This window comes from Lysobacter sp. F6437 (genome assembly GCF_052547215.1).
Window position 1 is genome coordinate 112360 of sequence record NZ_JBQWRB010000002.1, and the last position, 22367, is coordinate 134726.

General features: G+C 69.3%; 21 protein-coding genes. 14 read left to right on the forward strand and 7 right to left on the reverse strand.

All coding sequences use genetic code 11. From position 1 onward, the window contains the following. Nucleotides 1-2: 2 nt before the first annotated feature. Nucleotides 3-491 (reverse strand): spore coat protein U domain-containing protein, encoded by a 489-nt coding sequence (locus ACT9F5_RS08980; protein ID WP_445119604.1) that lies wholly within the window; start codon nt 489-491, stop codon nt 3-5. Nucleotides 492-831: 340 nt separating this feature from the next. Between ACT9F5_RS08980 and ACT9F5_RS08985 the strand changes: the two genes are divergently transcribed. The 3 genes from ACT9F5_RS08985 to cfa all read left to right on the forward strand — a co-directional run bounded on the left by ACT9F5_RS08985 (nt 832) and on the right by cfa (nt 6082). Beyond that, on the forward strand, nt 832-1782 hold the full coding sequence (locus ACT9F5_RS08985; RefSeq protein ID WP_445119605.1) for a hypothetical protein: 951 nt from the start codon (nt 832-834) through the stop codon (nt 1780-1782). Nucleotides 1783-1830: 48 nt separating this feature from the next. Further along, the gene (gene plsB / locus ACT9F5_RS08990; RefSeq protein ID WP_445119606.1) at nt 1831-4719 is read left to right on the forward strand and encodes a glycerol-3-phosphate 1-O-acyltransferase PlsB; all 2889 of its coding nucleotides are present in this window, start codon (nt 1831-1833) and stop codon (nt 4717-4719) included. Nucleotides 4720-4864: 145 nt separating this feature from the next. Beyond that, nucleotides 4865-6082: a cyclopropane fatty acyl phospholipid synthase gene (gene cfa / locus ACT9F5_RS08995; protein WP_445119607.1), complete on the forward strand. Its 1218-nt coding sequence runs from the start codon at nt 4865-4867 to the stop codon at nt 6080-6082. Nucleotides 6083-6247: 165 nt separating this feature from the next. Here cfa and ACT9F5_RS09000 read toward each other — a convergent pair whose 3' ends face one another. Next, nucleotides 6248-6466, reverse strand: a complete 219-nt coding sequence (locus ACT9F5_RS09000) for a DUF465 domain-containing protein (RefSeq protein WP_445119608.1) — start codon at nt 6464-6466, stop codon at nt 6248-6250. 88 nt (nt 6467-6554) lie between these two features. Here ACT9F5_RS09000 and ttcA point away from each other — a divergent pair, with 88 nt between their 5' ends. From ttcA to ACT9F5_RS09015, 3 genes are all read left to right on the forward strand, one after another. Beyond that, nucleotides 6555-7439: a tRNA 2-thiocytidine(32) synthetase TtcA gene (ttcA, locus tag ACT9F5_RS09005; protein WP_445119609.1), complete on the forward strand. Its 885-nt coding sequence runs from the start codon at nt 6555-6557 to the stop codon at nt 7437-7439. Nucleotides 7440-7511: 72 nt separating this feature from the next. Beyond that, nucleotides 7512-8414 (forward strand): recombination-associated protein RdgC, encoded by a 903-nt coding sequence (locus ACT9F5_RS09010; protein ID WP_445119610.1) that lies wholly within the window; start codon nt 7512-7514, stop codon nt 8412-8414. A 179-nt stretch (nt 8415-8593) separates the two neighbouring features. Then, the gene (locus ACT9F5_RS09015; protein WP_445119611.1) at nt 8594-9487 is read left to right on the forward strand and encodes a YgjP-like metallopeptidase domain-containing protein; all 894 of its coding nucleotides are present in this window, start codon (nt 8594-8596) and stop codon (nt 9485-9487) included. On the opposite strand, the gene ACT9F5_RS09020 is transcribed toward ACT9F5_RS09015, so the two are convergent. Together ACT9F5_RS09020 and hemH are read right to left on the reverse strand one after the other, a co-directional pair. Further along, a complete protein-coding gene (locus tag ACT9F5_RS09020; protein ID WP_445119836.1) occupies nt 9484-10329 on the reverse strand; it encodes an alpha/beta fold hydrolase in 846 nt (281 codons plus the stop codon). The two genes, ACT9F5_RS09015 and ACT9F5_RS09020, sit on opposite strands and share 4 nt — an antisense overlap. A 25-nt stretch (nt 10330-10354) precedes the next feature. After that, nucleotides 10355-11350, reverse strand: a complete 996-nt coding sequence (hemH, locus tag ACT9F5_RS09025; protein ID WP_445119612.1) for a ferrochelatase — start codon at nt 11348-11350, stop codon at nt 10355-10357. Nucleotides 11351-11532: 182 nt separating this feature from the next. Here hemH and ACT9F5_RS09030 point away from each other — a divergent pair, with 182 nt between their 5' ends. From ACT9F5_RS09030 to ACT9F5_RS09050, 5 genes are read left to right on the forward strand one after another with little or no spacing between them, the layout of a single operon-like run. Continuing rightward, nucleotides 11533-12426 carry a YSC84-related protein gene (locus ACT9F5_RS09030; RefSeq protein ID WP_445119613.1) on the forward strand — a complete coding sequence of 298 codons (894 nt, stop codon included), beginning with the start codon at nt 11533-11535 and terminating at the stop codon, nt 12424-12426. 47 nt (nt 12427-12473) lie between these two features. Next, nucleotides 12474-12737: a Sec-independent protein translocase subunit TatA gene (gene tatA / locus ACT9F5_RS09035; RefSeq protein WP_445119614.1), complete on the forward strand. Its 264-nt coding sequence runs from the start codon at nt 12474-12476 to the stop codon at nt 12735-12737. Between the two features lie 52 nt (nt 12738-12789). Further along, nucleotides 12790-13134: a Sec-independent protein translocase protein TatB gene (gene tatB / locus ACT9F5_RS09040; RefSeq protein WP_445119615.1), complete on the forward strand. Its 345-nt coding sequence runs from the start codon at nt 12790-12792 to the stop codon at nt 13132-13134. Then, nucleotides 13121-13885: a twin-arginine translocase subunit TatC gene (gene tatC, locus ACT9F5_RS09045; RefSeq protein ID WP_445119616.1), complete on the forward strand. Its 765-nt coding sequence runs from the start codon at nt 13121-13123 to the stop codon at nt 13883-13885. Before tatB ends, tatC begins: the two co-directional genes overlap by 14 nt. Before the next feature lie 17 nt (nt 13886-13902). Beyond that, nucleotides 13903-14610, forward strand: a complete 708-nt coding sequence (locus ACT9F5_RS09050; RefSeq protein WP_445119617.1) for an RDD family protein — start codon at nt 13903-13905, stop codon at nt 14608-14610. A 41-nt stretch (nt 14611-14651) separates the two neighbouring features. On the opposite strand, the gene ACT9F5_RS09055 is transcribed toward ACT9F5_RS09050, so the two are convergent. The 3 genes from ACT9F5_RS09055 to ACT9F5_RS09065 form a co-directional block, all read right to left on the reverse strand. Further along, a complete protein-coding gene (locus ACT9F5_RS09055; protein ID WP_445119618.1) occupies nt 14652-15569 on the reverse strand; it encodes a hypothetical protein in 918 nt (305 codons plus the stop codon). 115 nt (nt 15570-15684) lie between these two features. Then, entirely contained in the window at nt 15685-16521 is an 837-nt protein-coding gene (locus ACT9F5_RS09060) for a BPSS1780 family membrane protein (RefSeq protein WP_445119619.1), read from the reverse strand. Between the two features lie 83 nt (nt 16522-16604). Continuing rightward, complete coding sequence (locus ACT9F5_RS09065; protein WP_445119620.1) at nt 16605-17333, reverse strand: glutamine amidotransferase; 729 nt, start codon at nt 17331-17333, stop codon at nt 16605-16607. 103 nt (nt 17334-17436) lie between these two features. On the opposite strand from ACT9F5_RS09065, the gene glyQ reads away from it, so the two are divergent. The 3 genes from glyQ to ACT9F5_RS09080 all read left to right on the forward strand — a co-directional run bounded on the left by glyQ (nt 17437) and on the right by ACT9F5_RS09080 (nt 22367). Beyond that, nucleotides 17437-18378 (forward strand): glycine--tRNA ligase subunit alpha, encoded by a 942-nt coding sequence (glyQ, locus tag ACT9F5_RS09070; protein ID WP_445119621.1) that lies wholly within the window; start codon nt 17437-17439, stop codon nt 18376-18378. Beyond that, nucleotides 18378-20513 carry a glycine--tRNA ligase subunit beta gene (gene glyS, locus ACT9F5_RS09075; RefSeq protein ID WP_445119622.1) on the forward strand — a complete coding sequence of 712 codons (2136 nt, stop codon included), beginning with the start codon at nt 18378-18380 and terminating at the stop codon, nt 20511-20513. Before glyQ ends, glyS begins: the two co-directional genes overlap by 1 nt. 66 nt (nt 20514-20579) lie before the next feature. Beyond that, the gene (locus ACT9F5_RS09080; protein ID WP_445119623.1) at nt 20580-22367 is read left to right on the forward strand and encodes a BamA/TamA family outer membrane protein; all 1788 of its coding nucleotides are present in this window, start codon (nt 20580-20582) and stop codon (nt 22365-22367) included.

Consider the following 22367-nt stretch of genomic DNA (forward strand, 5'->3'; position numbering starts at 1 on the left):
TATCAGAACTCGATGGTGGCCGTGACGGTGTCGTTGTAGGTGCCGGCGCCGACCGACTGCCCGGCGGGCACGCGGCCGTAGACGGTGATGGTCTCGTCGGCGTTGGTGCCGACGCGGCTTACCTCGGTACCGTTGCCCCAGGCCGCGGTACGGGTCTCATCCGAAAACAGGTTGTAGTTGACGAACTGGGTGCCATTGGTCATGCGGCGCTGGTTGGCGCTGTCGTTGGCGCCGTCGTTCAACGCGATGCTGTATTCAGCGCCTTCGTTGCAGTTGACCGTCAGGTCGGTGCTGGAGTCGATGTTGGCGGCGATGTTGCCGGTCACGCTGCCGAAGTCCATGTCCGCGACACCTTCACCGGCGGTGATGGTGCAGGAGTTCTGGACCACCAGTTGCACGCCGAAGTTGGCAGTCTTCGTGGCGGCATTGGCGGACGAAATGCCCGCGGCGATCAGGGCGGTGGCAAGCAGGGAAGTCTTCAGCATGTTCATGTTGGCTCCAGCGCGTCGGCGCGATTCTTCGGGAAACCGGCGAGTGCCGGACGGGTACGTCTAAGCAGGGAGCGTGCCAACCGTACCTAGCCGACTAGTCATGGGCGTAAGTGACGGTTGTCACTGTTTGTTTGGGCCTTTTGACATTTCGGCCTTCAGGAGCGTGATGCCGGTTTTCATCTGACGATCACCTACATAAACAGCCGTTCGCGGTCACATATCGACTTCATGAATCTGAACCCGTCGCGCCTTTCCGGCCGCGCCGATCCGCGACCGGCTTGGCTTGTACCCCACGCCGCACGCCGCCAAGATGCCCTCTGCGACTGGGGAGCCGCATTGCATGTCCTTGATTCGACGCGTCATCGTTGCGCTGCTGCCGGTTGCCGCGCTTGCCGTGGTCATCGCCGCCGTGGTGCTGGTGGGCGGGTGCGAACGGAGCCCGGCGCCGACGCCGGAACCGGTCGCGACCAGGCCTGCGCAGGCACTGCAGCAGCTGATCGACGACCTGCACCGCAACGACCTTTCCGCCTACGCCCGCCACGCATTGCCGCCGGCGTTGCACGCGCGGATGTCGACGGCCTGGACCGAAGGCCGCACGATCTGGCCGCTGACCGAGCTGCCGCTGGACGACCGCTTGCCGGCGTTCATCACCGTGCTGGCCGCGCCCGGATCCGAGAAGGCGCTGCTGGCGGCCTACAACCGCCAGTTCGCGGGCGCCGACCGCGAGCTGCGCAGCGCCGCGGCGACGCTCGGGCTGTTCGCGGTGCAGTACGTCAGCGGAGCAAAGGAATACAGCGAGCCCGAGCGCGAGCACTACACCCAGCTGATCGGGGCGTTGAGCCAGTGGGGCCGGCAGGCGCCGCTGGGCGATCCCGCGCTGGCCCGGACGGCGCTGCCGCGGCTGATCGCGGCGGCGCGCCTGACCGGGCTGGCCGGCGGCGTCGAGAAGTTCCATGCGACCGGGATGGATCGCAGCCTCGGCCGGCTGGGCCCGTTCCTCGGCCGCTTCAAGAAGGTCCTGGGCGGTTATGGCCTGGACCTCGACCAGACCCTGTCCGGCGCCCGCGTGGCGCTGGTCGAGCAGACCGGCGACCACGCCCGGCTGTCACTGGACTACACCCTGGGCGGCCACCCCGTGACGGCCGAGGTGCTGGTCGAGCGGCGCGATGGCCGCTGGTACCTGACCGACCTGCTGCGCCACGCCGAGGCGGCGGCCGGCCCGGCGCCGCAAACCGGAGATCCGGCCCCGCCGGAGTCCGAAGAGCCGCTGCCGGAACTGACCGCGCGCTGATCCGCCGTCCCGACGGGTCGCCATGGCGTCCGCGGGCGAACCGGCATAATGCGACCGATGCCCAACCAGACACCCCTGCCATTCCCCGGGAAGCCCGGGACCGATCCGTCCGGATCCCGCGAAGCCGACGCCGCCACGGCTCCGGCCGACCCGGCTGCTCCCCTGGACCCGAGCGCTCCCGCGGATCCGGCCGGGATGACGCTGGCCGATGCGATGCAGCCGCCGGCCGCCGATGCGCCGGACAACGCGGACACCGATGACGCCCACGCCATCCCGCCGTTCGAACCGGGCGCCACCCTCGGTGATGCGCCGCGACAGGCCGAGTTGCCGATCGAACCGGGCCGCACTCCACCCCCGCACCCCGCATCGCATTCGCCATCGCGCGAGCCGATCGGGCGCCGCCAGCGGTCCACGGCGCGCCGGCCCTGGTGGGCCCGCCTGCTCGGCAAGCTGATGGCGCCCTGGGTCTCATTGACCATCGAGCCGAAAACCCCGGCCGACCACGCCCACGGGTTCGCCGACCGCCCGGTCTGTTACGTGCTCGAGGACTACGGCCTGTCCAACGCGCTGATCCTGGAGCGCGCCTGCCGCGAGACCGGCCTGCCCTCGCCACTGCAACCGCTGCCGGGCGACCCGCTCGGGCGCAAGCGTGCCTACGTCGCCCTGTCCCGGCGCAACGTCAGCGCGCTGCCGCCATTGCCGACCCTCAACCCGGCGGCACCACCCAGCAAGACCCATTCCGAATCGCTGGCGCGGCTGCTCGACGCCCATCGCGAGGACCCGTCGCTGGACGTGCAGTTGGTGCCGGTGTCGATCTTCGTCGGCCGCGCGCCGGACAAGACCAGCGGCTGGTTCTCGGTGCTGTTCTCGGAGAACTGGGCGCTGGTCGGCCGCTTCCGCCGGCTGCTGGCGATCCTGCTCAACGGCCGCCACACCACGGTCCGCTTCGCCCCGGCGGTCGGCCTGCGCGAGACCATCGACGAAGGCCTGCCGCCGGAACGCACCGTGCGCAAGCTCTCGCGCGTGCTGCGCACCCACTTCCGGCTGATCCGCGCGGCGGTGATCGGCCCCGACCTGTCGACCCGGCGCCTGCTGGTCGACCGCGTGCTCGCGACCGAGCCGGTCAAGGAGGCGATCACCGCGCAGGCACGGCGCGACAACGGCCAGTACACCGATGCCTGGAAGAAGGCCCACGCCTACGCCTACGAGATCGCCGCCGACTACTCGCACCCGGTGGTGCGCTCGGCCAGCTTCCTGCTGACCTTCGTCTGGAACCGGATCTACCGTGGCGTGCTGGTCCACCACCTCGACACGCTCAAGCAGGCCGCGCCGGGCCACGAGGTCATCTACGTGCCCTGCCACCGCAGCCACATGGACTACCTGCTGCTGAGCTACCTGCTCTACACCAAGGGCATCGTGCCGCCGCACATCTTCGCCGGCATCAACCTCAACCTGCCGGTGATCGGCACCCTGCTGCGCAAGGGCGGTGCGTTCTTCGCGCGGCGCAGCTTCCGCGGCAATGCGCTGTACTCGGCGGTGTTCCGCGAGTACATGGCGCAACTGGTCTCGGGCGGCTACTCGATCGAGTACTTCATCGAGGGCGGGCGCTCGCGCACCGGCCGGCTGCTGCCGCCCAAGGGCGGCACCCTGGCGATGACCGTACGCGCCTACCTGCGCCAGCCGACCCGGCCGGTCCTGTTCCAGCCGATCTACATCGGCTACGAGAAGCTGATGGAGGGCAACAGCTATCTCGACGAGCTGACCGGCAAGCCGAAGGAGAAGGAATCGATCTGGCAACTGGTCACCGGCATCCCCAAGGTGCTGCGCAGCAACTACGGCCAGGTGGTGGTCAATTTCGGCGAGCCGATCCGGCTCAACGACATGCTCGGCGAGCACGCGCCCGGCTGGCAGGGCGAAGCATTGCCCGACGACGATAAACCGGCGTGGCTGTCGACCACGGTCGATGCGCTGGCGCAGAAGATCCAGGTCAACGTCAACCGCGCCGCGGACGTCAACCCGATCAACCTGCTGGCCCTGGCGCTGCTGTCCACGCCCAAGCACGCGATGGGCGAAGGCGACCTGCTGGCCCAGCTCGCGCTCAGCAAGACCCTGCTCGACGAACTGCCGTTCTCCGACCGCGTCACCGTGACCCCGCACGCGCCGGCCGACATCGTCGCCCACGGCGAGGAGATCGGCATGCTGACCCGCACCGTGCATCCACTCGGCGACGTGCTGCACGTGCGTGGCGACAACGCGGTGCTGCTGAGCTACTTCCGCAACAACGCGCTGCACCTGTTCACCGCGGCCTCGTGGATCGCCTGCTGCTTCCAGCACAACCGGCGGATGGCGCAGGAAAGCGTCCTGCGGCTGGGACGAAGCGTGTATCCGTTCCTGCAGGTCGAGCTGTTCCTGCCGTGGAGCGAGGACGAGTTCGTCGAGCGGCTGGCGCGCACCATCGATGTGTTCATCCGCGAGGGCCTGCTGGAGCAGGTCAGCGACGAGGATGGCGGCATCCTCGCGCGCAACGCCGGGCAGTCCGATGAGGTGTTCCGCCTGCGCGCGATCGGGCATTCGCTGCAGCAGGCGTTCGAGCGCTATTACATCGCGATCTCGGTACTGGTGAAGAACGGCGTCGGCACGCTGTCGGCCGGTGAACTGGAAAGCCTGTGCCAGCTCGCCGCCCAGCGCCTCAGCCTGCTGTACGCGCCGGCCGCGCCGGAGTTCTTCGACAAGACCCTGTTCCGCGGCTTCATCCAGAAACTGCGCGAACTCAAGCTGGTCTGGGTCGACGCCAACGGCAAGCTGGTGTTCGACCAGCAACTGGAAGCCTGGGCCCGCGACGCCAAGTTCATCCTCGGCCGCGAGTTGCGCCACAGCATCGAGAAGGTCAGCCCGGAGGCGGTGAAGCCGGAGGCGCAGGAAATGCCTGCGGACTGATCCCGCAGGCCGCCCTTCTCCGTCGGCGGCTGCGGGGCAGGCCCGGCGGCGCTACCATTGCCCGTGACCGAAGTCGTCGCGGATCGGCCAAGCTTCGAGGCAACTGCACGTCCACGCCGGCCGCGACCCAGCCGAGGACCACGCAATGGCACCTCCATCGCCCATCGTCGATGAGCTGAGCGACACCCCGGACGAGGTGGCGGCCGCCGCACCCCGCCAAGGCGCACCCCGACTCGAGACCGCACCGCAGCAGCTCGTCGCCGGCCTGCTCGGCCGCGCCGACATCCGCATCAACGGCGAGCGGCCGTGGGACATGCAACTGCACGACCCCGCGGCACTGGAGCGCGCGCTGGCCGAGGGCAACCTGGGTCTTGGCGAGGCCTACATGGCCGGCGCGTGGGACTGCGAACAGCTCGACAGCTTCTTCGACCACCTGCTACGCGCCCACCTCGACCGCGAGGTGCAGCCGGCACGGCTCGCCTGGCATGCGCTGCAGGTGCGCGTGTTCAACCGCCAGAGCCGGACCCGCGCCTGGCAGGTCGGCAAGGCCCACTACGACCTCGGCAACGACTTCTACGAGGCGATGCTCGACCCGCTGATGGCGTACTCCTGCGGCTACTGGCGCGATGCCGACACCCTCGCCGCGGCGCAGGAGGCCAAGCTCGACCTGATCTGCCGCAAGCTCGAGCTGCGGCCGGGCATGCGGGTGCTCGACATCGGCTGCGGCTGGGGCAGCCTGATGGGTTTTGCCGCCGAGCATTACGGCGTGCAGTGCATCGGGGTCACGGTGTCGAAGGAGCAGGCGGCGTGGGCGCGCGGGCGTTACGCGGGATTGCCGCTGGAGTTCCGCCTGCAGGACTACCGCGAGCTCGACGCGGCGTCGCTGGGGGGTCCGGTCGAACGCATCGTCAGCGTCGGCATGTTCGAGCACGTCGGCCGCAAGAACCACCGCGCCTACATGGAGGTCGCCGAACGCTGCCTGGCCGACGACGGGCTGTTCCTGCTGCACACGATCGGCAAGAACCGCCGCGACTCGGTGCCCGACCGCTGGATCGACAAGCACATCTTCCCCAACGGCGACCTGCCGTCGGTGGGCCAGGTCGGCGACGCGATCGACGGGTTGTTCGTGGCCGAGGACCTGCACAACTTCGGCGCCGACTACGACCACACGCTGATGGCCTGGCATGCCAACTTCGAGGCCGCGTGGCCGCGCTTCGCCGAAGCGCTGGGCGAGACCTTCCACCGCAAGTGGCGCTACTACCTGCTGTCGTGCGCGGGGGCGTTCCGGGCGCGCGAGCTGCAGCTGTGGCAGTGGGTGTTGAGCAAGGACGGCGTGCGCGGCGGGTATCGGCGGGCCGCCTGACAAACCGCGCGCCTGCATGCTCTTGTAGGAGCGGCTTCAGCCGCGATCTGGAACCGTTCGCCCGTGCCGGCCTCCGATCGCGGCTGAAGCCGCTCCTACAAATGCCCCGACAAAGAAGACCTTGCCCAAGGTCCCGCCGGGCGACTGGCAGGCGATACGCCAACCTCAGGCGGGCTCATCGGGGATCAGGTCGCTCTGCAGCCTTGCGATGCAGTCCTTCAGCCACAGCTTGCGCTTCTTCAGCCGCTTGAGGGTCAGGTCGTCGTGGACTTCGAGGTTGCCGAGGGCCGACAGGCGGGCGATCGCGGCGTCCAGGTCGCGGTGTTCCAGCCGCAACTCTTCCAGGCGGCGGTTGATGGCGGCGGGGTCGTCGGTCTCGCTCATGGCGTCCAGCTTAGCGCGGCGGCGCGGTCGCGCGTCGCGACCGTCGACTCGGCCGGTGCGACGGCGGGCCGGTAGAATCGACGGCCTGATGAACACCGCCCTGCCCCTGCTGAACCAGGCGCCCGCCGCCGACATCCTGCCGCTGGCCGAGCCGCTGCCGCGCGCCGGCGAACTTGACCGCCTCGGCAAGCGCCTGCGCCACCAGGTCGGCCAGGCGATCGCCGATTTCGGCATGATCGAGGACGGCGACCGGGTCATGGTCTGCCTGTCCGGCGGCAAGGACAGCTACACGATGCTCGACGTGCTGCTGCAGTTGCAGAAAAAGGCACCGGTGTCGTTCTCGATCACTGCGGTCAACCTCGACCAGAAGCAGCCCGATTTCCCCGGACACGTGCTGCCCGGGTACCTGGAATCGATCGGCGTCGATTACCGCATCCTCGAACAGGACACCTATTCGGTAGTGACCCGGGTCGTGCCCGAGGGCAAGACGATGTGCTCGCTGTGCTCGCGGCTGCGGCGCGGTGCGCTGTACAACTTCGCCGCCGAACACGGCTGTACCAAAATCGCGCTCGGCCACCATCGCGACGACCTCGTCGCGACGTTCTTCCTCAACCTGTTTTTCCACGCCAAGGTTTCGGGCATGCCGCCCAAGCTGCTGTCGGACGACGGCAAAAACGTGGTGATCCGCCCGCTGGCCTACGTCGCCGAGACCGACATCGCCCGCTACGCTCGGCTGAAGGACTTCCCGATCATTCCGTGCAACCTGTGCGGTTCGCAGGAGAACCTGCAGCGCAAGCAGGTGCAGCGGATGATGGCCGACTGGGAACGCGAGACGCCGGGGCGGATCGAGACCATCGCGCGTGCACTCGGCGACATCCGGCCATCGCAGCTGAGCGATCCGAAACTGTTCGACTTCCTTGGCCTGACCTCCAGCCTGTCATCCATCCCGACACCCGGCTCGACTGCCGGCTGATCCCCTTCCCCGCGTCGCGACCGCGCAACCCGTTTGCGCGGCGCCGGCGACGCACTTCCCAATGGATCCCGCATGTTCTTCCGCAACCTGACGTTCTTCCGCTTCCCCGCCAGCACCAAGCTCGACGACCTCGACACCGGGCTCGAAGATTGCCAACTCAAGCCGGTTGGTCCGCTGGAGCTGTCCTCGCGCGGCTTCGTATCGCCGTTCGGCCGCGACAGCGAGCTGCTGGCCGCGCGCCAGGGCGATGCGATCTGGCTGACCGTCGGCGGCGAGGACCGGCTGCTGCCCGGCGCGGTGGTCAACGACATGCTGGCGCGCAAGCTGGAGGAGATCGAGCAGAAGGAAGGCCGCAAGCCCGGCGGCCGCACCCGCAAGCGGATCAAGGACGAGTTGATCACCGACCTGCTGCCGCGCGCCTTCATCAAGCCCAGCCGCACCGATGCGCTGCTCGACCTGGAGCACGGCATAGCGGTGATCGACAGCTCCAGCCGCAAGTCGGCCGAGAACGTCTGCAGCGAGATCCGCCGCGCGCTCGGCAGCTTCCCGGCGCTGCCGCTGAACGCCGAGGTCCCGCCGCGCTCGATCCTCACCGGCTGGGTCGCCGGCGAGCCGCTGCCGGACGGCCTCAGCATCGGCGACGAGTGCGAACTGCGCGACCCGGTCGACCAGGGCGCGGTGGTCAAGGTCCAGCGCATGGACCTGCACAGCGACGAGATCGCCCGCCACCTGGAGACCGGAAAGCAGGTCACGCGACTGGCGCTGAGCCTCGACGACCACGTCAGCTTCGTGCTCGGCGAGGACCTGGTGGTGCGCAAGTTCAAGCTGCTCGACGGCGCGGTCGACCAGCTCGACAACAACAACGCCGACGACGCCCGCGCCGAGATGGATGCGCGCTTCGTGCTGATGAGCGCGGAGGTCAAGCGGCTGTTCGCGGTGCTGGAGTCGGCGCTGAAACTGAGCAAGGCGGACTGACCGCAGGCAGGGCCCCACGCTGCCCTCCGGACGAGCTTGGCGGCCGTAGGAGCGGCTTTGGCCGCGATCTGGAATCGTCTGCCCGAACCGACTTCGGATCGCGGCTAAAGCCGCTCCTACAACAGTCCAGGCCGCGGTGGACTCGGGACAGGCCGGCGCCGATCGGCCACTATCTCCACATGCCCAATCCGTTCCGCCTGCTGGCGCCAAAACCCCGCACGATCGAGCGCGATGCGTTCGAGCTGGTGCTGGCGGATGGGCAGGCGATCGAGGTGCTGCGCGTGCGCGATCCGCGCGCGCGACGGATCAAGCTGTCGGTCGACGAACGCGGTGCGCGACTGACCTTGCCGACGCGGGCAAGCCGGATCGCCGGGGAGCGGTTCGCGATCGAGCATCGCGACTGGCTGGCGGCGCAGATCCAGCGCCATGCGCTCGACGCTATGCCGCGGCTGCAACCTTTCCACTCCGACCGCCTGCCGCTGCGTGGCGCCGAAGTGCCGCTGCGCTGGCAGACCGGGCGTTTGTGCATGGTGCAGCACGAAGCGCCGGCCGTCGTTGACGGCGGTCGGGACAACGACGGCAGCAGCAGCGATAGCAACGGCAACGGCAACAACCACGAAAGCCGCAGAGCAGGCCTCGTCTTCACCGTATCCGCGCGCGCCGGCAGCGCGGCAATCGCCCGCGCCCTGCGCGACTTCTACGAGGCCGAGGCGCGCGCCGATGTCGGTCGCTGGTTGCCGCGCTACCTGGCCGGATTGCCACGGCCGCCGCGGCGGTTCCGGTTCAAGCAGATGAGTTCTCAATGGGGCTCGCTGGCGCCCGACGGCAGCATCGCGCTCGACCTGTCACTGGTGCTGGCGCGGCCCTCTGCGTTCGAGTACGTGCTGGTGCACGAGCTGTGCCACCTGATCCGCCCGGACCATTCGCGCGTGTTCTGGCGCGAAGTCGAATCGCGCTGCCCGCGATGGCGTGGCGAGCGCGACTATTTCCGCACCGAGGGGCGGCGCCTCAAGGCGGGTCTGCGCGCCCTGCTGGATGTTGGCGACGACGCCAACGCCGGTAAACCGGGCTAGTCCGCGCGCAGGAAGTCGCCGATCGCCGCGGCCACCGCGTCCGGCTGTTCCATGTGCAGGTGGTGGCCGCCGTCGAGCACGACCAGCTCGCCATTTTTGAGGCAATCGAAGCGCGCGCGCCGCAGTGCTTCCGGGAAGTAGCGCTGGGCCGGTTCGGCATAGACCACCCGGACCGGGCACTCGATCGCCGCGAGCAGGTCGCGCACCTGCGCCTCGCTCAGGCGCACCGCGGTGTCGCGGGTCAGGCGCGGGTCGCTGCGCCAGGTGAATCCGTCGTCGCCGACTTTGATGATCCCGCGCTCGACCAGCAGGCGCGCGGCCTCCTCGCGGATCCCGCCCGCCTGGACACGCGCGCGCACCGCGCTGTTGGCATCGGAAAACAACCGCAGCGGCCGGCGCGCCGAACGCGTTTCGCAAAACGCCTCGCGCAGGCGCACCGCGGTCCGCGCCTCGTCCTCGGCCAGTGCACCGAGCGCCTCGATCGCCAGCAGGCGCTCGATCCGTTGCGGCGCGGCCGCCGTCATCAGGCTGGCGACGCCGGCACCAAGCGAATGACCAAGAAGCCGGAAGCGATCCCAGCCCAGCGCATCGGCGGCGGCGAATACCGCGCGCGCCATGTTCACCACGGTGTAGCCCGCCGCCAGCGGCAGGTGGGCGCTGGCGCCGTGGCCTGGCAGGTCGAGCGCGACCAGTTCGATTCCATCCAGCCGCCGGGACAGCGGCACGAAGCTGGCGGCGTTGTCGAGCCAGCCGTGCAGTGCAAGCACTTTCGGCGCACCGACGGTGCCGCCGCGCAGGCCGGCCAGGCGCCCGAAATCGGTATCGAGCGCGAACTCCTGCATCGGCATGGAACTCATGCGCGGGCGCTCATTGCCAGCCATCCAGCTCGCGCCGCGCGATCGTCGCCAGCACCCGCGCATGCGCCGGGCTGTCGTTGAGGCACGGGATGTAGCGCAGGCTGCCGCCACGCGCGGCGAAGTCCTCGGCCAGCATCATCGCGACTTCCTCCAGCGTCTCCAGGCAGTCGACCGCGAAGCCGGGGGCGACCACGTCGACCGTGCGCACGCCCTGTTCGGCCAACTCGACCAAAGCGGTGGCGGTGGCCGGCTCGAGCCAGCGCTCGCGACCGAAGCGCGACTGGTAGGCCAAGCCCCACTGCGACGGCTCCAGCCCAAGCGCGGCGGCGATCGCATGCGCGCCGGCCTCGCATTGCAGCGGGTACGGGTCGCCGGCGTCGGCCACGCGCTGTGGCAAACCGTGGAACGAGAACAGCAGGTGTTCGCCCGCGCCGTGCACCTCGCGATGCTCGCGGATCGACTGCGCGACCGCGGCGATCCAGTCCGGTTCGAGGTGGTAGTCCTCGACCAACCGCGTCTGCAACCCGTCGGCACGCGCGACCACGTCACCAACCGCGGCGGTGGTGGTGGTCGAGTACTGGGGATAGAGCGGCAGCACCAGCACCCGGCGCACGCCCTCGGCCTGCAACCGCTGCAGGGTGGCGGGCAGCGCCGGCTCGCCGTAGCGCATCGCATCGACCACGCGCACGCCCGGCAGTTCGCGCTGGACAGCCACGGCCAGGCGCCGGGTGTAAGCCGCCAGCGGCGAGCCGTCGTCCAGCCAGACACTGGCGTATTTGCGCGCCACCGGCGGCGCGCGCAGCGGCAGGATCACCCCGCGCAGCAGCGGCTGCCACAGCCACGGCGACAGCGAGACGACCCGGCGGTCGGACAGGAACTCGGCGAGGTAGCGGCGCACCGCGGCGGCGGTCGGCGCGGACGGGGTGCCGAGGTTGACCAGCACCACGGCGGTAGTGGCGGTGTCCTGCCCGGAGGCGCCTGAGGCTGGGATCGGGGAATCACTCATCCGCATAGGATGACAGCTGGGGCTGGCACGGTCGCGCCGGCGCGCGATGTTCGCCCGCGATTCATCGCGGTGGCACTAGCGTGGGAACCCCGTGGCCGATGCACGGTCGGATGCTGGCGGTCCCGCGTTGCATCCGCCGCACTGCCTGCCACACTGATTGCCACGCCTTCCCGGAGTTCGCCATGTCGATCCTGCCGCGCCTCGCCGTCCTGCTGCTCGCCACCGGCCTGGCCATCCCCGCCATCGCCGGCACCGCCGAGGACGAACGCGCCCGCAATGCCCTGCGGGTGCTCAACGAAATCCAGGCGATCCCCGAGTCCGCCATCCCCGACATCCTGTTCGACGAGGCCAAGGCGATCGTGGTCGTGCCCGACACGCTCAAGATCGGGCTGGTGATCGGTGGCCGCCGCGGTCACGGGCTGGTCTCGGTCAAGAACCCCGACGGGACCTGGTCGAACCCGGCGTTCGTCAAGCTGACCGGCGGCAGCATCGGTTTCCAGGCCGGCGTGCAGTCGTCCGACGTGGTGCTGGTGTTCACCAGCCAGCGCGGGCTGGAGTCGATCGTCAACGGCAAGATCACCCTCGGTGCCGATGCCAGCATCGCCGCCGGGCCGATCGGACGCAGCACGGGCATGGCCACCGACGGCCGGCTCAAGGCCGAGATCTGGTCGTGGTCGCGCGCGCGCGGGCTGTTCGCCGGGGTCGCCCTCGACGGCGCGGTGCTGAGCATCGACGACGCGGCCAACCAGGCGGTGTACGGCCAGGGCACCACCCCCCGGATGATCTTCGAGAACCGCGCCGGACAGCGTCCGTCGGACGCGGTGGTGGGCTTCCGTGACCAGTTGGAGGAAGCCAGCGCCGCCGCCCGCGTCGCACGCTCCGATGACACCGCCGCGCCGTCGACCCGGACCGCTGCACCGGCCGCGTCCACTCCGGCCGTCCAGCCGCCGTACCCGCAGGCTCAGCCAACCGCACCGGTGCAGGCGCCGCAGCCGCAGCCGTTCGAGCCGGTCGACAGCCCGTATTCGTCGAACCCGCCGGCAGTGCAGACCGAACCGCTGCCGCCGACGCCCTGACGGGGCTTGCGGTATCCTCGTCACCCGACTTTCCGGCGAGCAAACCGATGGGCAGTTTAAGCATCTGGCACTGGCTGATCGTGCTGGTGATCGTGGTGCTGGTGTTCGGCACCAAGCGCCTGAAAAACGTGGGCAAGGATCTCGGCGAGGCGGTCAAGGGCTTCAAGCAGGGCGTCCACGACGATGACAAGCCGGCCGAACGGCTGGCCGACCGGCGCGCCGACGATGCCGTCGATGGCAGCCGTACCGATGCCGGCGCCGACCCCTCCGCGCCGCACAAGCCGACGGTGACCCCGGGCGACCGCAAGTGATGCCGGCCGGACGCCGCTGACCGGCCCGTGAGCTGACCGGTACGTTCCCGCCATGTTCGACATCGGTTTTTCCGAGCTTTTCCTGGTCGCGGTCGTGGCCCTGCTGGTGCTCGGTCCCGAGCGCCTGCCCAAGGCCGCGCGCTTCGCCGGCCTGTGGGTGCGGCGCGCGCGTGCGCAGTGGTACTCGGTGAAGAGCGAGCTGGAGAACGAACTGGCCGACGAGGAACTGCGGCGCAACCTGCGCGCGACCCAGGACGAGCTGCGCAACGCCCGCGAGCAGTTGCGCGAGAGCGGCGAGGCGATGCGCCGGGACGTTGAATCCGGCATCGACGCCGGCCAGCCCGGGCCCGACGAACCCCGCACGCCCCCGGACTCCCGCCACCATGACCGATCCTGACCACGGCACGGACCCAGGGGAAGGCACGCCGCGCCTGATCGACCACCTGGTCGAACTGCGCTCGCGGCTGCTGCGCGCGGTCGCCGGCCTGGTGCTGGTGACACTGGTGCTGCTGCCGTTCGGCAACGACCTCTACGCCTGGCTCGCCGCGCCGCTGCTGGCCAAGTTGCCGGCCGGCGGCCAGTTGATCGCGGTCGAGGTCGCCAGCCCGTTCTTCGCGCCGGTCAAGCTGGCGTTCTTCACCGCGTTGATGGTGACCACGCCGTGGCTGCTCTACCAGGCATGGGCGTTCGTCGCGCCCGGCCTGTACCAGCGTGAGAAGCGACTCGCGGTACCGCTGCTGGCTTCGGCGGTGGGACTGTTCTACGCCGGCTGCGCGTTCGCCTATTTCCTGGTGCTGCCGGCGGTGTTCGGCTTCCTGACCCGGATCGCGCCGGAGGGCGTGGCGATGATGACCGACATCAGCGCCTACCTCGACTTCGTGCTGGTGATCTTCCTGGCGTTCGGGGCCAGCTTCGAACTGCCCGTGGCACTGGTGATCGCGACCCTGCTCGGCTGGGTCACGCCGGCGCAGTTGCGCGAGTCGCGCGGTTACGCGGTGGTCGGCATCTTCATCGTCGCCGCGGTGATCACGCCGCCCGACGTGGTCTCGCAGCTGATGCTGGCGATCCCGATGTGCCTGCTCTACGAGGTCGGCATCCTCGCCGCGCGCTGGCTGGCGCCGGCCGAGGCGGGGACGCCGCGGGATTGAGCGCGGGGGCGTCGCCGTTGGCGCAACCGGCCCCCGGATATCCGGCCGGTTTCTGGCAACGCAGCGTCGCCTGGTCGCTCGACGCGGTGCTGGTCGCGGCGCTTGCGGGATGGCTGGCATGGCCGTGGATCCTGACGCCCGGGCAGGCGTGGATCGGACAAGTCCGGAGGCTGCTGCAATACATCGGACGGACGATGGGCGAGGCCATCCTCGCCGGCACTTCGCTGCCGCAACTGGCAATCACGCTGCTGCACGACCCGGGCCCGCACCAGGCGTTTGCCGCGATTCGCTCCGCCACCTGGGCGATGGCATGGCCGGCGCTGCTCGCGTTCGCCTTGACCGGAATGCTCTACCACGTCGCCTTCGAATGCTCGCCGTGGCACGCCAGCCCCGGCAAGCGACTGCTCGGCCTGCGCGTCGCCGACCGCGACGACAGGCGTCCTGGCATCGGCCGCGCGGTATCGCGGTACCTGGCCGGCGCGCTGTCATGGGCAACGCTCAACATCGGCCACCTGATGGCGACCGCGGGACCGGACCACCTGGCCCTGCATGATCGCGTCAGCCGCACCCGGGTGGTATCGACGGGGGACGCGCCATCGGGCCTGCCGGCGTGGGCTTGGACATGGCTTGCATTGCTGGGTTTGGCCGGCCTCGGCCTGGTCGCCTGGCTGGCGGGCCAGGCATCCTCGGTCATGCGCGACGCGCTGGACCAGGCCCTGTTCTGAGAACGTGCGCGGGCGGCATGCCGACCCGCGCACGTTGGCCGTCAAACCGTCAGCGCATCGCCCGGTGCAGCCACCACATCGCTGCCGCCGCAGACATCGCCCCACAGGTGGTACATCACCCCGAAAGCGACCACGCAGCACGCAAGCAGAAATGCCAGATACAGGATTCCGCCAAGCACAATGCCGAACCATGCGCCGACCAGCTTGGCCAGCAGACCGACCAGCAGCACCAGCAATATCGCAGCTACGGCGACCACGACTACCGCCACCACATAGGCTACAAACAGCACCAGCAGCGGCAGAAGGTTCTTGAACGCCCCGGCGAAACCATCACCGAAGGCGCCGAACACGCCGCGCCCGCGCAACACGATCTGGCACAGGCCAACCGCCTGAATACCAAAGAACACCAGCCCCAGCACGCCCATGATCAGGTACGCGATGCCCAGCCCCTCAGGCATGCTGGCCAGCATCGTCGTCGGCGTGGTGCCGTCGGCCGAAGCCTGGATCGCCTGCATGTACCACTCGATCACGCCCCCGGCGAACAATGCCAGCAAGCCGATCACCAGCAAGTTCTGCAAGATCGACAACAGCACCACGAACCCGATCGCCCGCATCGACGTAGCCATGTCGGAAAAGCCACCAAACACGTCGAACGCCGCGGCCGGCTGACCACTCTCGACCGCCGCAACCAGCCGCAGGTAGCCGACCATCAGCATTCCCATCACCGCGAACACCGGCAGGATGATCACCAACGAAGACAACACAACGGCGGCAATACCGTTACCGAGCGCCGCGACCAGCACGCCCGCCAGCAACGCGGCCACCATCACTACCGCGATCACGCACACCATCAGCAGCGCGGCGCCGCCAAACACCGCCTTCGGATTGTTTCGCCCCAAATTGATCCCGTTCTTGAGCCAGTCGAAGCCGGCCATTGCGCGCATTGCTCGTGTCGTCATTGCATTCCTCCCCAGGAGATCGTTCCTTGAATACGCCGGCCGTCGACCGGCGCGCTTGATTACCGCACGGTGATCCGTGCGGCCCCGCCCTCCCCGAGGGCCAGTCCTCTCGGCCTCAGGCCTCGAATCCGTGCGCCGACGACGCAGCCACCGGCGCATCACCGATCAATTGCCGCCAGGCCAGGTACACCGCGCCGGCCATCACCGGCAGCAGCATCGCCATCAGCAGCAGTTGCACCACGAACATCGACGCCTGCGCACCGATCGCGAACGCCAGCAACGCGCCCAGCAACTGCAGCGCCAGGCTCAGCGCGAACGTCGCGATCAACAGCAGCACGATCATCACCAGCAGCGCGCCGACGTTGCGCAGGCAGGCGCGGAAGCTCAGCGCCATCGCGGCGAACGCGCCGCGGTCGGTGAACATCACTTCCGGGATCGCGACGAAGGTGAAGAAACCGGTCACCACCCCGACCACGACCACCGCCAGCAACCACAGCATCAGGCGGCCGGTCGGCAGCGACTCGATCAGCGCCGGATCGGGATTGGTCTGCATCTGCAGCAGCACCTGGTTGAGGTGCTGCAACTCGTCGGGACCGACGATCACCACCATCAACAGGCCCATCAGCAGCAGCGCGGCGATCTGTGGCAGCAGCATCGCCAGCAACCGCGGCAGCTTGCCGTCACGCGCGCCCTGGATGAGGTGGGCCGGCGTCGCGCTGCGGCCCTGGTCGACCTCGCGCGCCGCGTAGACGATGCCACCGAACAGCAACGGCCCGGCGAGTGCCAGCAGCAGGCTCAACCAAAGCTGGCCGCTGGCCGTGGCCAGCGCCGACAGTCCGCCCCAGATCAGCCCGAGCAGGCCGAGCGCCAGCGGCGCCTTGCGCAGCAGGGCGATGCCGCCGAGCAGCCATTCCGCACCCGCGCCATAGGGCACCTTGCGAATCCCGTTCATTGCCCACCACCTTCGAGGAGAAGCCGCCGGTTGCGCGCGGCAATGCCGCAACTTAGCAAGCCCGCGGCGCCAAGGTCACCTTTTCAGCGCGCATCGGCGCGTTCGCGCACGACGTGGATGAAACGGCGCAGCACCCGCCGGGCCTCCGGGGCGGCGCCGACCGCGGCGAGCAGCGCCTTCGGGTCCAGGCCCTCGCGCTGCAGCGGAACCTTGCGTGCCTGGATGTAGCCGCGCATGTGGGTGGCGCTGAATTCGGGATGGAACTGCACGCCCCAGGCGCTCTCGCCCCAGCGGAATGCCTGGCAGTCGTCACCGGCCGAACGCGCCAGCGCGACCGCGCCGTCGGGCATCCGCAGCACCGACTGCAGGTGGGTCAGCTGCGCCGCGAACCGTGCCGGGATCGCCTCGAACAGGACGTCGTCGGCCGCCGCCGGCAGCAACTCGACCTCGAGCGTGCCCATCTCGCGGCCCCGCGGGTTGTCACCAACCTCGCCACCGAGCGCATGCGCCAGCAACTGGTGGCCGTAGCAGATCCCGAACAGCGGCAGCCCGGCGTGGGCGGCGTCGCGCAGCCACGCCGCGGTCGCCTCGCTCCAGTCGAGCCGGTCGGTCACCATCGCGCCGGACCCGGTGACGATCGCACCGGCAAAACCCTCGCGGCTCGGCAGCGGCTCGCCGCGTTCGACATCGACCACCACCGCATCGTCGCGCGACAGCCCGGCGGCGACGCGGATCCAGTGGGCAAAGTCGCCATGGCGACGCATCGGCGCGACCGGCTTGCCGGTTTCGAGGATCAAAAAGGGAGCGTTCATCGGGTCTCGGAAAAGGTTGCAGGCCGGCGCTGGCGGGCCGCCCGGACGGGGCTGAATGGCCGGCCGCCGTATACTAGCCCGCTTTGCACCACGGTCCCGAGACATGTCGCACGCCGGCGAATCCAACCGGGCTCCCGCCCCGACCTTCCAGCAGCTGATCCAGCGCCTGAACGCCTACTGGGCCGAACAGGGCTGCGTGCTGATCCAGCCGCTCGACATCGAGGTCGGCGCCGGCACCTTCCACCCGGCGACGTTCCTGCGTTCGCTAGGGCCGGAGCCGTGGAACGCCGCCTACGTGCAGCCCTGCCGCCGCCCGACCGACGGCCGCTACGGCGACAACCCCAACCGCCTGCAGCGCTACTACCAGTACCAGGTGGCGATGAAGCCGTCGCCGGACAACATCGTCGAACTGTATTTCGAGTCCTTGAAGGCACTCGGCGTCGACCCGCTGGTGCACGACCTGCGGCTGGTCGAGGACAACTGGGAATCGCCGACGCTCGGCGCCTGGGGGCTGGGCTGGGAGGTCTGGCTCAACGGCATGGAGGTGACCCAGTTCACCTACTTCCAGCAGGCCGGCGGGATGGAATGCAAGCCCGTCCTCGGCGAAATCACCTACGGGCTCGAGCGCCTGTGCATGTACCTGCAGGGCGTCGACAACGTGTTCGACCTGGTCTGGACCCACGGTCCGGACGGCAGCCCGGTGACCTACCGCGACGTCTACCACCAGAACGAGGTCGAGCAGAGCACCTACAACTTCGAGCACGCCGACGTGGCCGAACTGTTCCACCGCTTCGACGCCTGCGAAGCCGAGGCCGCCAAGCTGGTGGAGCTCGGCCTGCCGCTGCCGGCCTACGAGCAGGTGATGAAGGCCAGCCACAGTTTCAACATGCTCGACGCGCGCCGCGCGATCTCGGTGACCGAGCGCCAGCGCTACATCCTGCGCGTGCGCAGGATCTCGCAGGCGGTGGCCGAGGCGTACTTCGCCCAGCGCGAGAAGCTCGGCTTCCCCGGATTGAAGACGCCGGCCGGCCAGGAGGCCGCGTGATGACCGACCACACCAACAACATGCAACCGCTGCTGGTCGAGCTGGGCACCGAGGAGCTGCCGGTCAAGGCGCTGCCGAAGCTGGCGCAGGCATTCTTCGATGGCGTGATCGACGGGCTGGCCAAGCGCGGCATCGCGTTCGACCGCGGCGAAGCCAAGCCGCTGTATTCGCCGCGCCGGCTGGCGGTGCTGCTGCCCGGCGTCGCCGCCGAACAGTCCGAGCAGCGCTCCGAAGTGCTCGGCCCGTACCTCAACATCGCGCTCGATGCCGAAGGCCAGCCGACCCGTGCATTGCAGGGTTTCGCGAGCAAGGCCGGGGTCGAGTGGACCGCGCTGGACAAGGCCACCGACGCCAAGGGCGAACGCTTCGTGCACCGCTCGGTCAAGCGCGGCGAGAAGACCGCCGACCTCTTGGCCGCGGTGGTGGCCGAGGCGATCGCGGCGATGCCGATCCCCAAGCCGATGCGCTGGGGTGACCACGACTACGGCTTCGCCCGGCCGGTGCACTGGCTGGTGCTGCTGCTCGGCAAGAATGTGGTTGACGCAGAATTGCTTGGCGTGTGCAGCGACCGCATGAGCCGCGGCCACCGCTTCATGCACGACAAGCCGGTGTGGATTGGCAATCCGGGCGACTACGTCGAGTCGCTGCGCGGTGCAAAGGTATTGGTCGATCCCGACGAGCGCCGTGCGCGCATCGTCGCCGAGGTCGAGGCGGCCGCACGCGACGCCGGTGGCAGCGCGCGGATCGACGCCGGCATTCTCGAAGAGGTCAACGGCCTGGTCGAGTGGCCGGGCGCGGTGGCCTGCAGCTTCGAGCCGGAGTTCCTCGCGGTGCCGTCGGAAGCGCTGATCGCGACGATGGAGACCAACCAGAAATTCTTCCCGGTGCTCGACGCCGGCGGCCGGCTCAGCGAGCACTTCGTCGGCATCGCCAACATCGAGTCGAAGGACGTCGCGCAGGTCCGGCAGGGCTACGAGCGGGTGATCCGGCCGCGCTTCAGCGATGCCAAGTTCTTCTTCGTCGAGGACATGAAGCAGGGCCTGGCGTCGATGAACGAGGGGCTGGCGACGGTCACCTACCAGAAGGCGCTGGGCAGCGTGGCCGACAAGGTTGCGCGCGTGGCCGCGCTGGCCGAGGCAGTCGCGGCGCAGGTCGGTGTGGACGCCGCACTCGCGCGCCGCGCCGCGGAGCTGTCGAAGGCGGATTTGCAATCGCGGCTGGTCGGCGAGTTCCCCGAGTTGCAGGGCATCGCCGGGCGCTACTACGCGGCGGTCGAGAACGAGCCGGTCGAGGTCGCCAACGCGATCGACGAGGCCTACATGCCGCGCTTTGGCGGCGACGCGATCGCGCCGTCGAAACTGGGCCAGGTGCTGGCGATCGCCGAGCGGCTGGACACGCTGGCCGGTGGCTTCGCCGCCGGGCTGAAGCCGACCGGCAACAAGGACCCGTTTGCGCTGCGGCGCAATGCGCTGGGGTTGGCGCGAACGTTGATCGAGGCGGAACTGGATGTTGCGCTTGATCCGATATTCGCGGCGGCGCGCGACGGTGTCGGCACGATAGTGGTCGGCAAGGCCGAAGCGGTCGCCGATGTCGGCGAGTTGCGCGAGTTCGTGTTCGACCGGTTGCGTGGGTATTACTCCGAACAGGGCGTGACGCCGCAGCAGTTCGAGGCGGTGTTGCACGGCGTGGCTTCGATCGCGGCTGAAGCCGCGAGCTCTTCGGCCCGGTCGCTGCATGACTTCGACCAGCGCATCAAGGCCATCGGCGAGTTCACCAGGCTGCCCGAGGCCGACGCCCTCGCCGCCGCCAACAAGCGCAGCCGCAACATCCTGCGCAAGGTCGAGGGCGAACTGCCGACCACGATCGACCCGGCCCTGTTCGCCGAGTCCGCCGAACGCGAGCTGGCCGACGCGATCGATGCCGCGATCGCCGACACCGATCCGCTGCTGGCCGATCGCGACTACGTCGCCGTGCTCGGCCGCCTCGCACGGCTGCGGCCGCAGGTCGATGCGTTCTTCGAAGCGGTGATGGTCAATGCCGATGACGAGAAGGTGCGCAACAACCGCCTCGCCTTGTTGAAGCGGCTCAGCGACCGCCTCGGCAGCGTCGCGGCGATCGAGCACCTTTCGAGCTGACGCAAAAGTCGAAAGCGGGCACACCGCGTTAATCGCTTCTTGACGCCCACCGGCTATCCTGCGCGCATGCGCTTCCCCCACCGCATTGCCGCCATCGCGTCGTGCCTGTTTGCCAGCAGCTTCGCGGCGCACGCGGCGCAGGTCGGCGAGGTGCGTATCGTCGGCCTCGACGAGCCGATGACCCAGAACGTCCGCGCCGCGCTGACCCTGGTCGGCGCGCAGGGCAAGGACCTGTCCGGCCGCCGCCTCGCCTACCTGGTGCGCGAGGCCGACGACGAGACCCGCGAGGCGCTGCAGCCGTTCGGCTACTACTCGCCGACGATCGAGGTCGAACGCAGCCGTGGCGAGGGCGCGACCACCGTCACCATCACCGTCGATCCGGGCGAGCCGGTCACGGTGCGCCGCTCGCACGTCGCGATCACCGGCGAAGGCAGCCGTGACCGCTACCTGCGCGAGGACCTTGGCGAGTTCGTGCCCCGGCCCGGCGACGTGTTCGACCACCAGTTGTACGAAGCCAGCAAGGTCCGCATCAGCCGCCGGCTCGCGGTGCGCGGCTACTTCGACGCCGACTTCGCCAGCCGCCGGGTCGAGGTCACGCGCGCCGACAACGCCGCCGACATCGACCTGGCCTGGACCAGCGGCCAGCGCTACGACATGGGGCCGGTCACGTTCGAGCAGACCCCACAGACGATCATTCGGCCATCGCTGCTGCAGCGGCTGCAGTACTGGGAAGACGGCAGCTACTACCACCAGGGCAAGCTCGACCGCCTGCGCGAATCCCTCGCCCGCCTCGACTATTTCGCCAGCATCGACATCCAGCCGCGCCCCGAGGATGCGGTCGGCAACGACGTGCCGGTCACCGTCACCCTGACCCCGGCCAAGCGCAGCATCTACAGCGCCGGCATCGGCTACGGCACCGACAGCGGGCCCGGCGTGCGGCTCGGGCTGGAGCGTCGCTACGTCAACGACCGCGGCCACAAGGCACTGGCGCAGCTCGACTACGCGCAGAAGCGCAAGACCCTGACCCTGCAGTACCGCATCCCCGCGTTCGCCTGGCTCGACGGCTGGTACACGATCAGCGCGCAGGCCGCCGACGAGCAGACCGACTATGTCGACTCGCGCCGGATCGAGTTCGTCGGCAGCCGCAGCGGCGAGGTCAACGACCACCTGACCGTCGTCGCCTCGATGCACGCGTTGCGCGAACGCTGGGCCTACCTCGCCGACGACGACGGCGACCCGGAGACGCCGCGCGACTACCGCTACGCCACGTTCACCTACCCGTCGTTGCGCGCCGAGTACATCGACGCCGACAACCTGGTGTTCCCGCGCGACGGCCTGTCGGGCACGCTGCTGCTGCGCGGCGGCGTCGAGGGTGCCGGCTCGGACGCGAGCTTCGCCCAGGTCCGCGCGACCAGCCACTGGTATCGCGGCATCGGCGCCAGCAACCGCCTGATCGTGCGCGGCGAACTCGGCCACACCTACACCAACGCGCTGGTCGACATGCCGCCCAGCCTGCGCTTCTTCGCCGGCGGCGACGACAGCATCCGCGGCTACGGCTGGCGCGAGGTCGGCCCGCGGATCGAGGGCGTCGACGGCAAACTCTATGCGGTCGGTGCCAAGAACGTCGCCACCGCCAGCGTCGAGTTCGAGCACTACTTCACCCAGAGCTGGGGCGCGGCTGCATTCGTAGACACCGGCAGCGCGTTCAATGGCACCCCCGACTGGCGCACCGGCGTCGGCGCGGGCGTGCGCTGGCGCTCGCCGGTGGGGCCGGTGCGGCTCGACATCGGCCACGGCCTGGACGACCCGGACTCGTCGTTCCAGCTCTACCTCAGCGTCGGCGCGGACCTGTAA

Bases quoted from the DNA above. Each gene is read 5' to 3' on its own strand.
- ACT9F5_RS08980 (WP_445119604.1), bottom strand. From the start codon at position 491: ATGAACATGCTGAAGACTTCCCTGCTTGCCACCGCCCTGATCGCCGCG.
- ACT9F5_RS08985 (WP_445119605.1), top strand. From the start codon at position 832: ATGTCCTTGATTCGACGCGTCATCGTTGCGCTGCTGCCGGTTGCCGCG.
- plsB (WP_445119606.1), top strand. From the start codon at position 1,831: ATGCGACCGATGCCCAACCAGACACCCCTGCCATTCCCCGGGAAGCCC.
- cfa (WP_445119607.1), top strand. From the start codon at position 4,865: ATGGCACCTCCATCGCCCATCGTCGATGAGCTGAGCGACACCCCGGAC.
- ACT9F5_RS09000 (WP_445119608.1), bottom strand. From the start codon at position 6,466: ATGAGCGAGACCGACGACCCCGCCGCCATCAACCGCCGCCTGGAAGAG.
- ttcA (WP_445119609.1), top strand. From the start codon at position 6,555: ATGAACACCGCCCTGCCCCTGCTGAACCAGGCGCCCGCCGCCGACATC.
- ACT9F5_RS09010 (WP_445119610.1), top strand. From the start codon at position 7,512: ATGTTCTTCCGCAACCTGACGTTCTTCCGCTTCCCCGCCAGCACCAAG.
- ACT9F5_RS09015 (WP_445119611.1), top strand. From the start codon at position 8,594: ATGCCCAATCCGTTCCGCCTGCTGGCGCCAAAACCCCGCACGATCGAG.
- ACT9F5_RS09020 (WP_445119836.1), bottom strand. From the start codon at position 10,329: ATGCAGGAGTTCGCGCTCGATACCGATTTCGGGCGCCTGGCCGGCCTG.
- hemH (WP_445119612.1), bottom strand. From the start codon at position 11,350: ATGAGTGATTCCCCGATCCCAGCCTCAGGCGCCTCCGGGCAGGACACC.
- ACT9F5_RS09030 (WP_445119613.1), top strand. From the start codon at position 11,533: ATGTCGATCCTGCCGCGCCTCGCCGTCCTGCTGCTCGCCACCGGCCTG.
- tatA (WP_445119614.1), top strand. From the start codon at position 12,474: ATGGGCAGTTTAAGCATCTGGCACTGGCTGATCGTGCTGGTGATCGTG.
- tatB (WP_445119615.1), top strand. From the start codon at position 12,790: ATGTTCGACATCGGTTTTTCCGAGCTTTTCCTGGTCGCGGTCGTGGCC.
- tatC (WP_445119616.1), top strand. From the start codon at position 13,121: ATGACCGATCCTGACCACGGCACGGACCCAGGGGAAGGCACGCCGCGC.
- ACT9F5_RS09055 (WP_445119618.1), bottom strand. From the start codon at position 15,569: ATGACGACACGAGCAATGCGCGCAATGGCCGGCTTCGACTGGCTCAAG.
- ACT9F5_RS09060 (WP_445119619.1), bottom strand. From the start codon at position 16,521: ATGAACGGGATTCGCAAGGTGCCCTATGGCGCGGGTGCGGAATGGCTG.
- ACT9F5_RS09065 (WP_445119620.1), bottom strand. From the start codon at position 17,333: ATGAACGCTCCCTTTTTGATCCTCGAAACCGGCAAGCCGGTCGCGCCG.
- glyQ (WP_445119621.1), top strand. From the start codon at position 17,437: ATGTCGCACGCCGGCGAATCCAACCGGGCTCCCGCCCCGACCTTCCAG.
- glyS (WP_445119622.1), top strand. From the start codon at position 18,378: ATGACCGACCACACCAACAACATGCAACCGCTGCTGGTCGAGCTGGGC.
- ACT9F5_RS09080 (WP_445119623.1), top strand. From the start codon at position 20,580: ATGCGCTTCCCCCACCGCATTGCCGCCATCGCGTCGTGCCTGTTTGCC.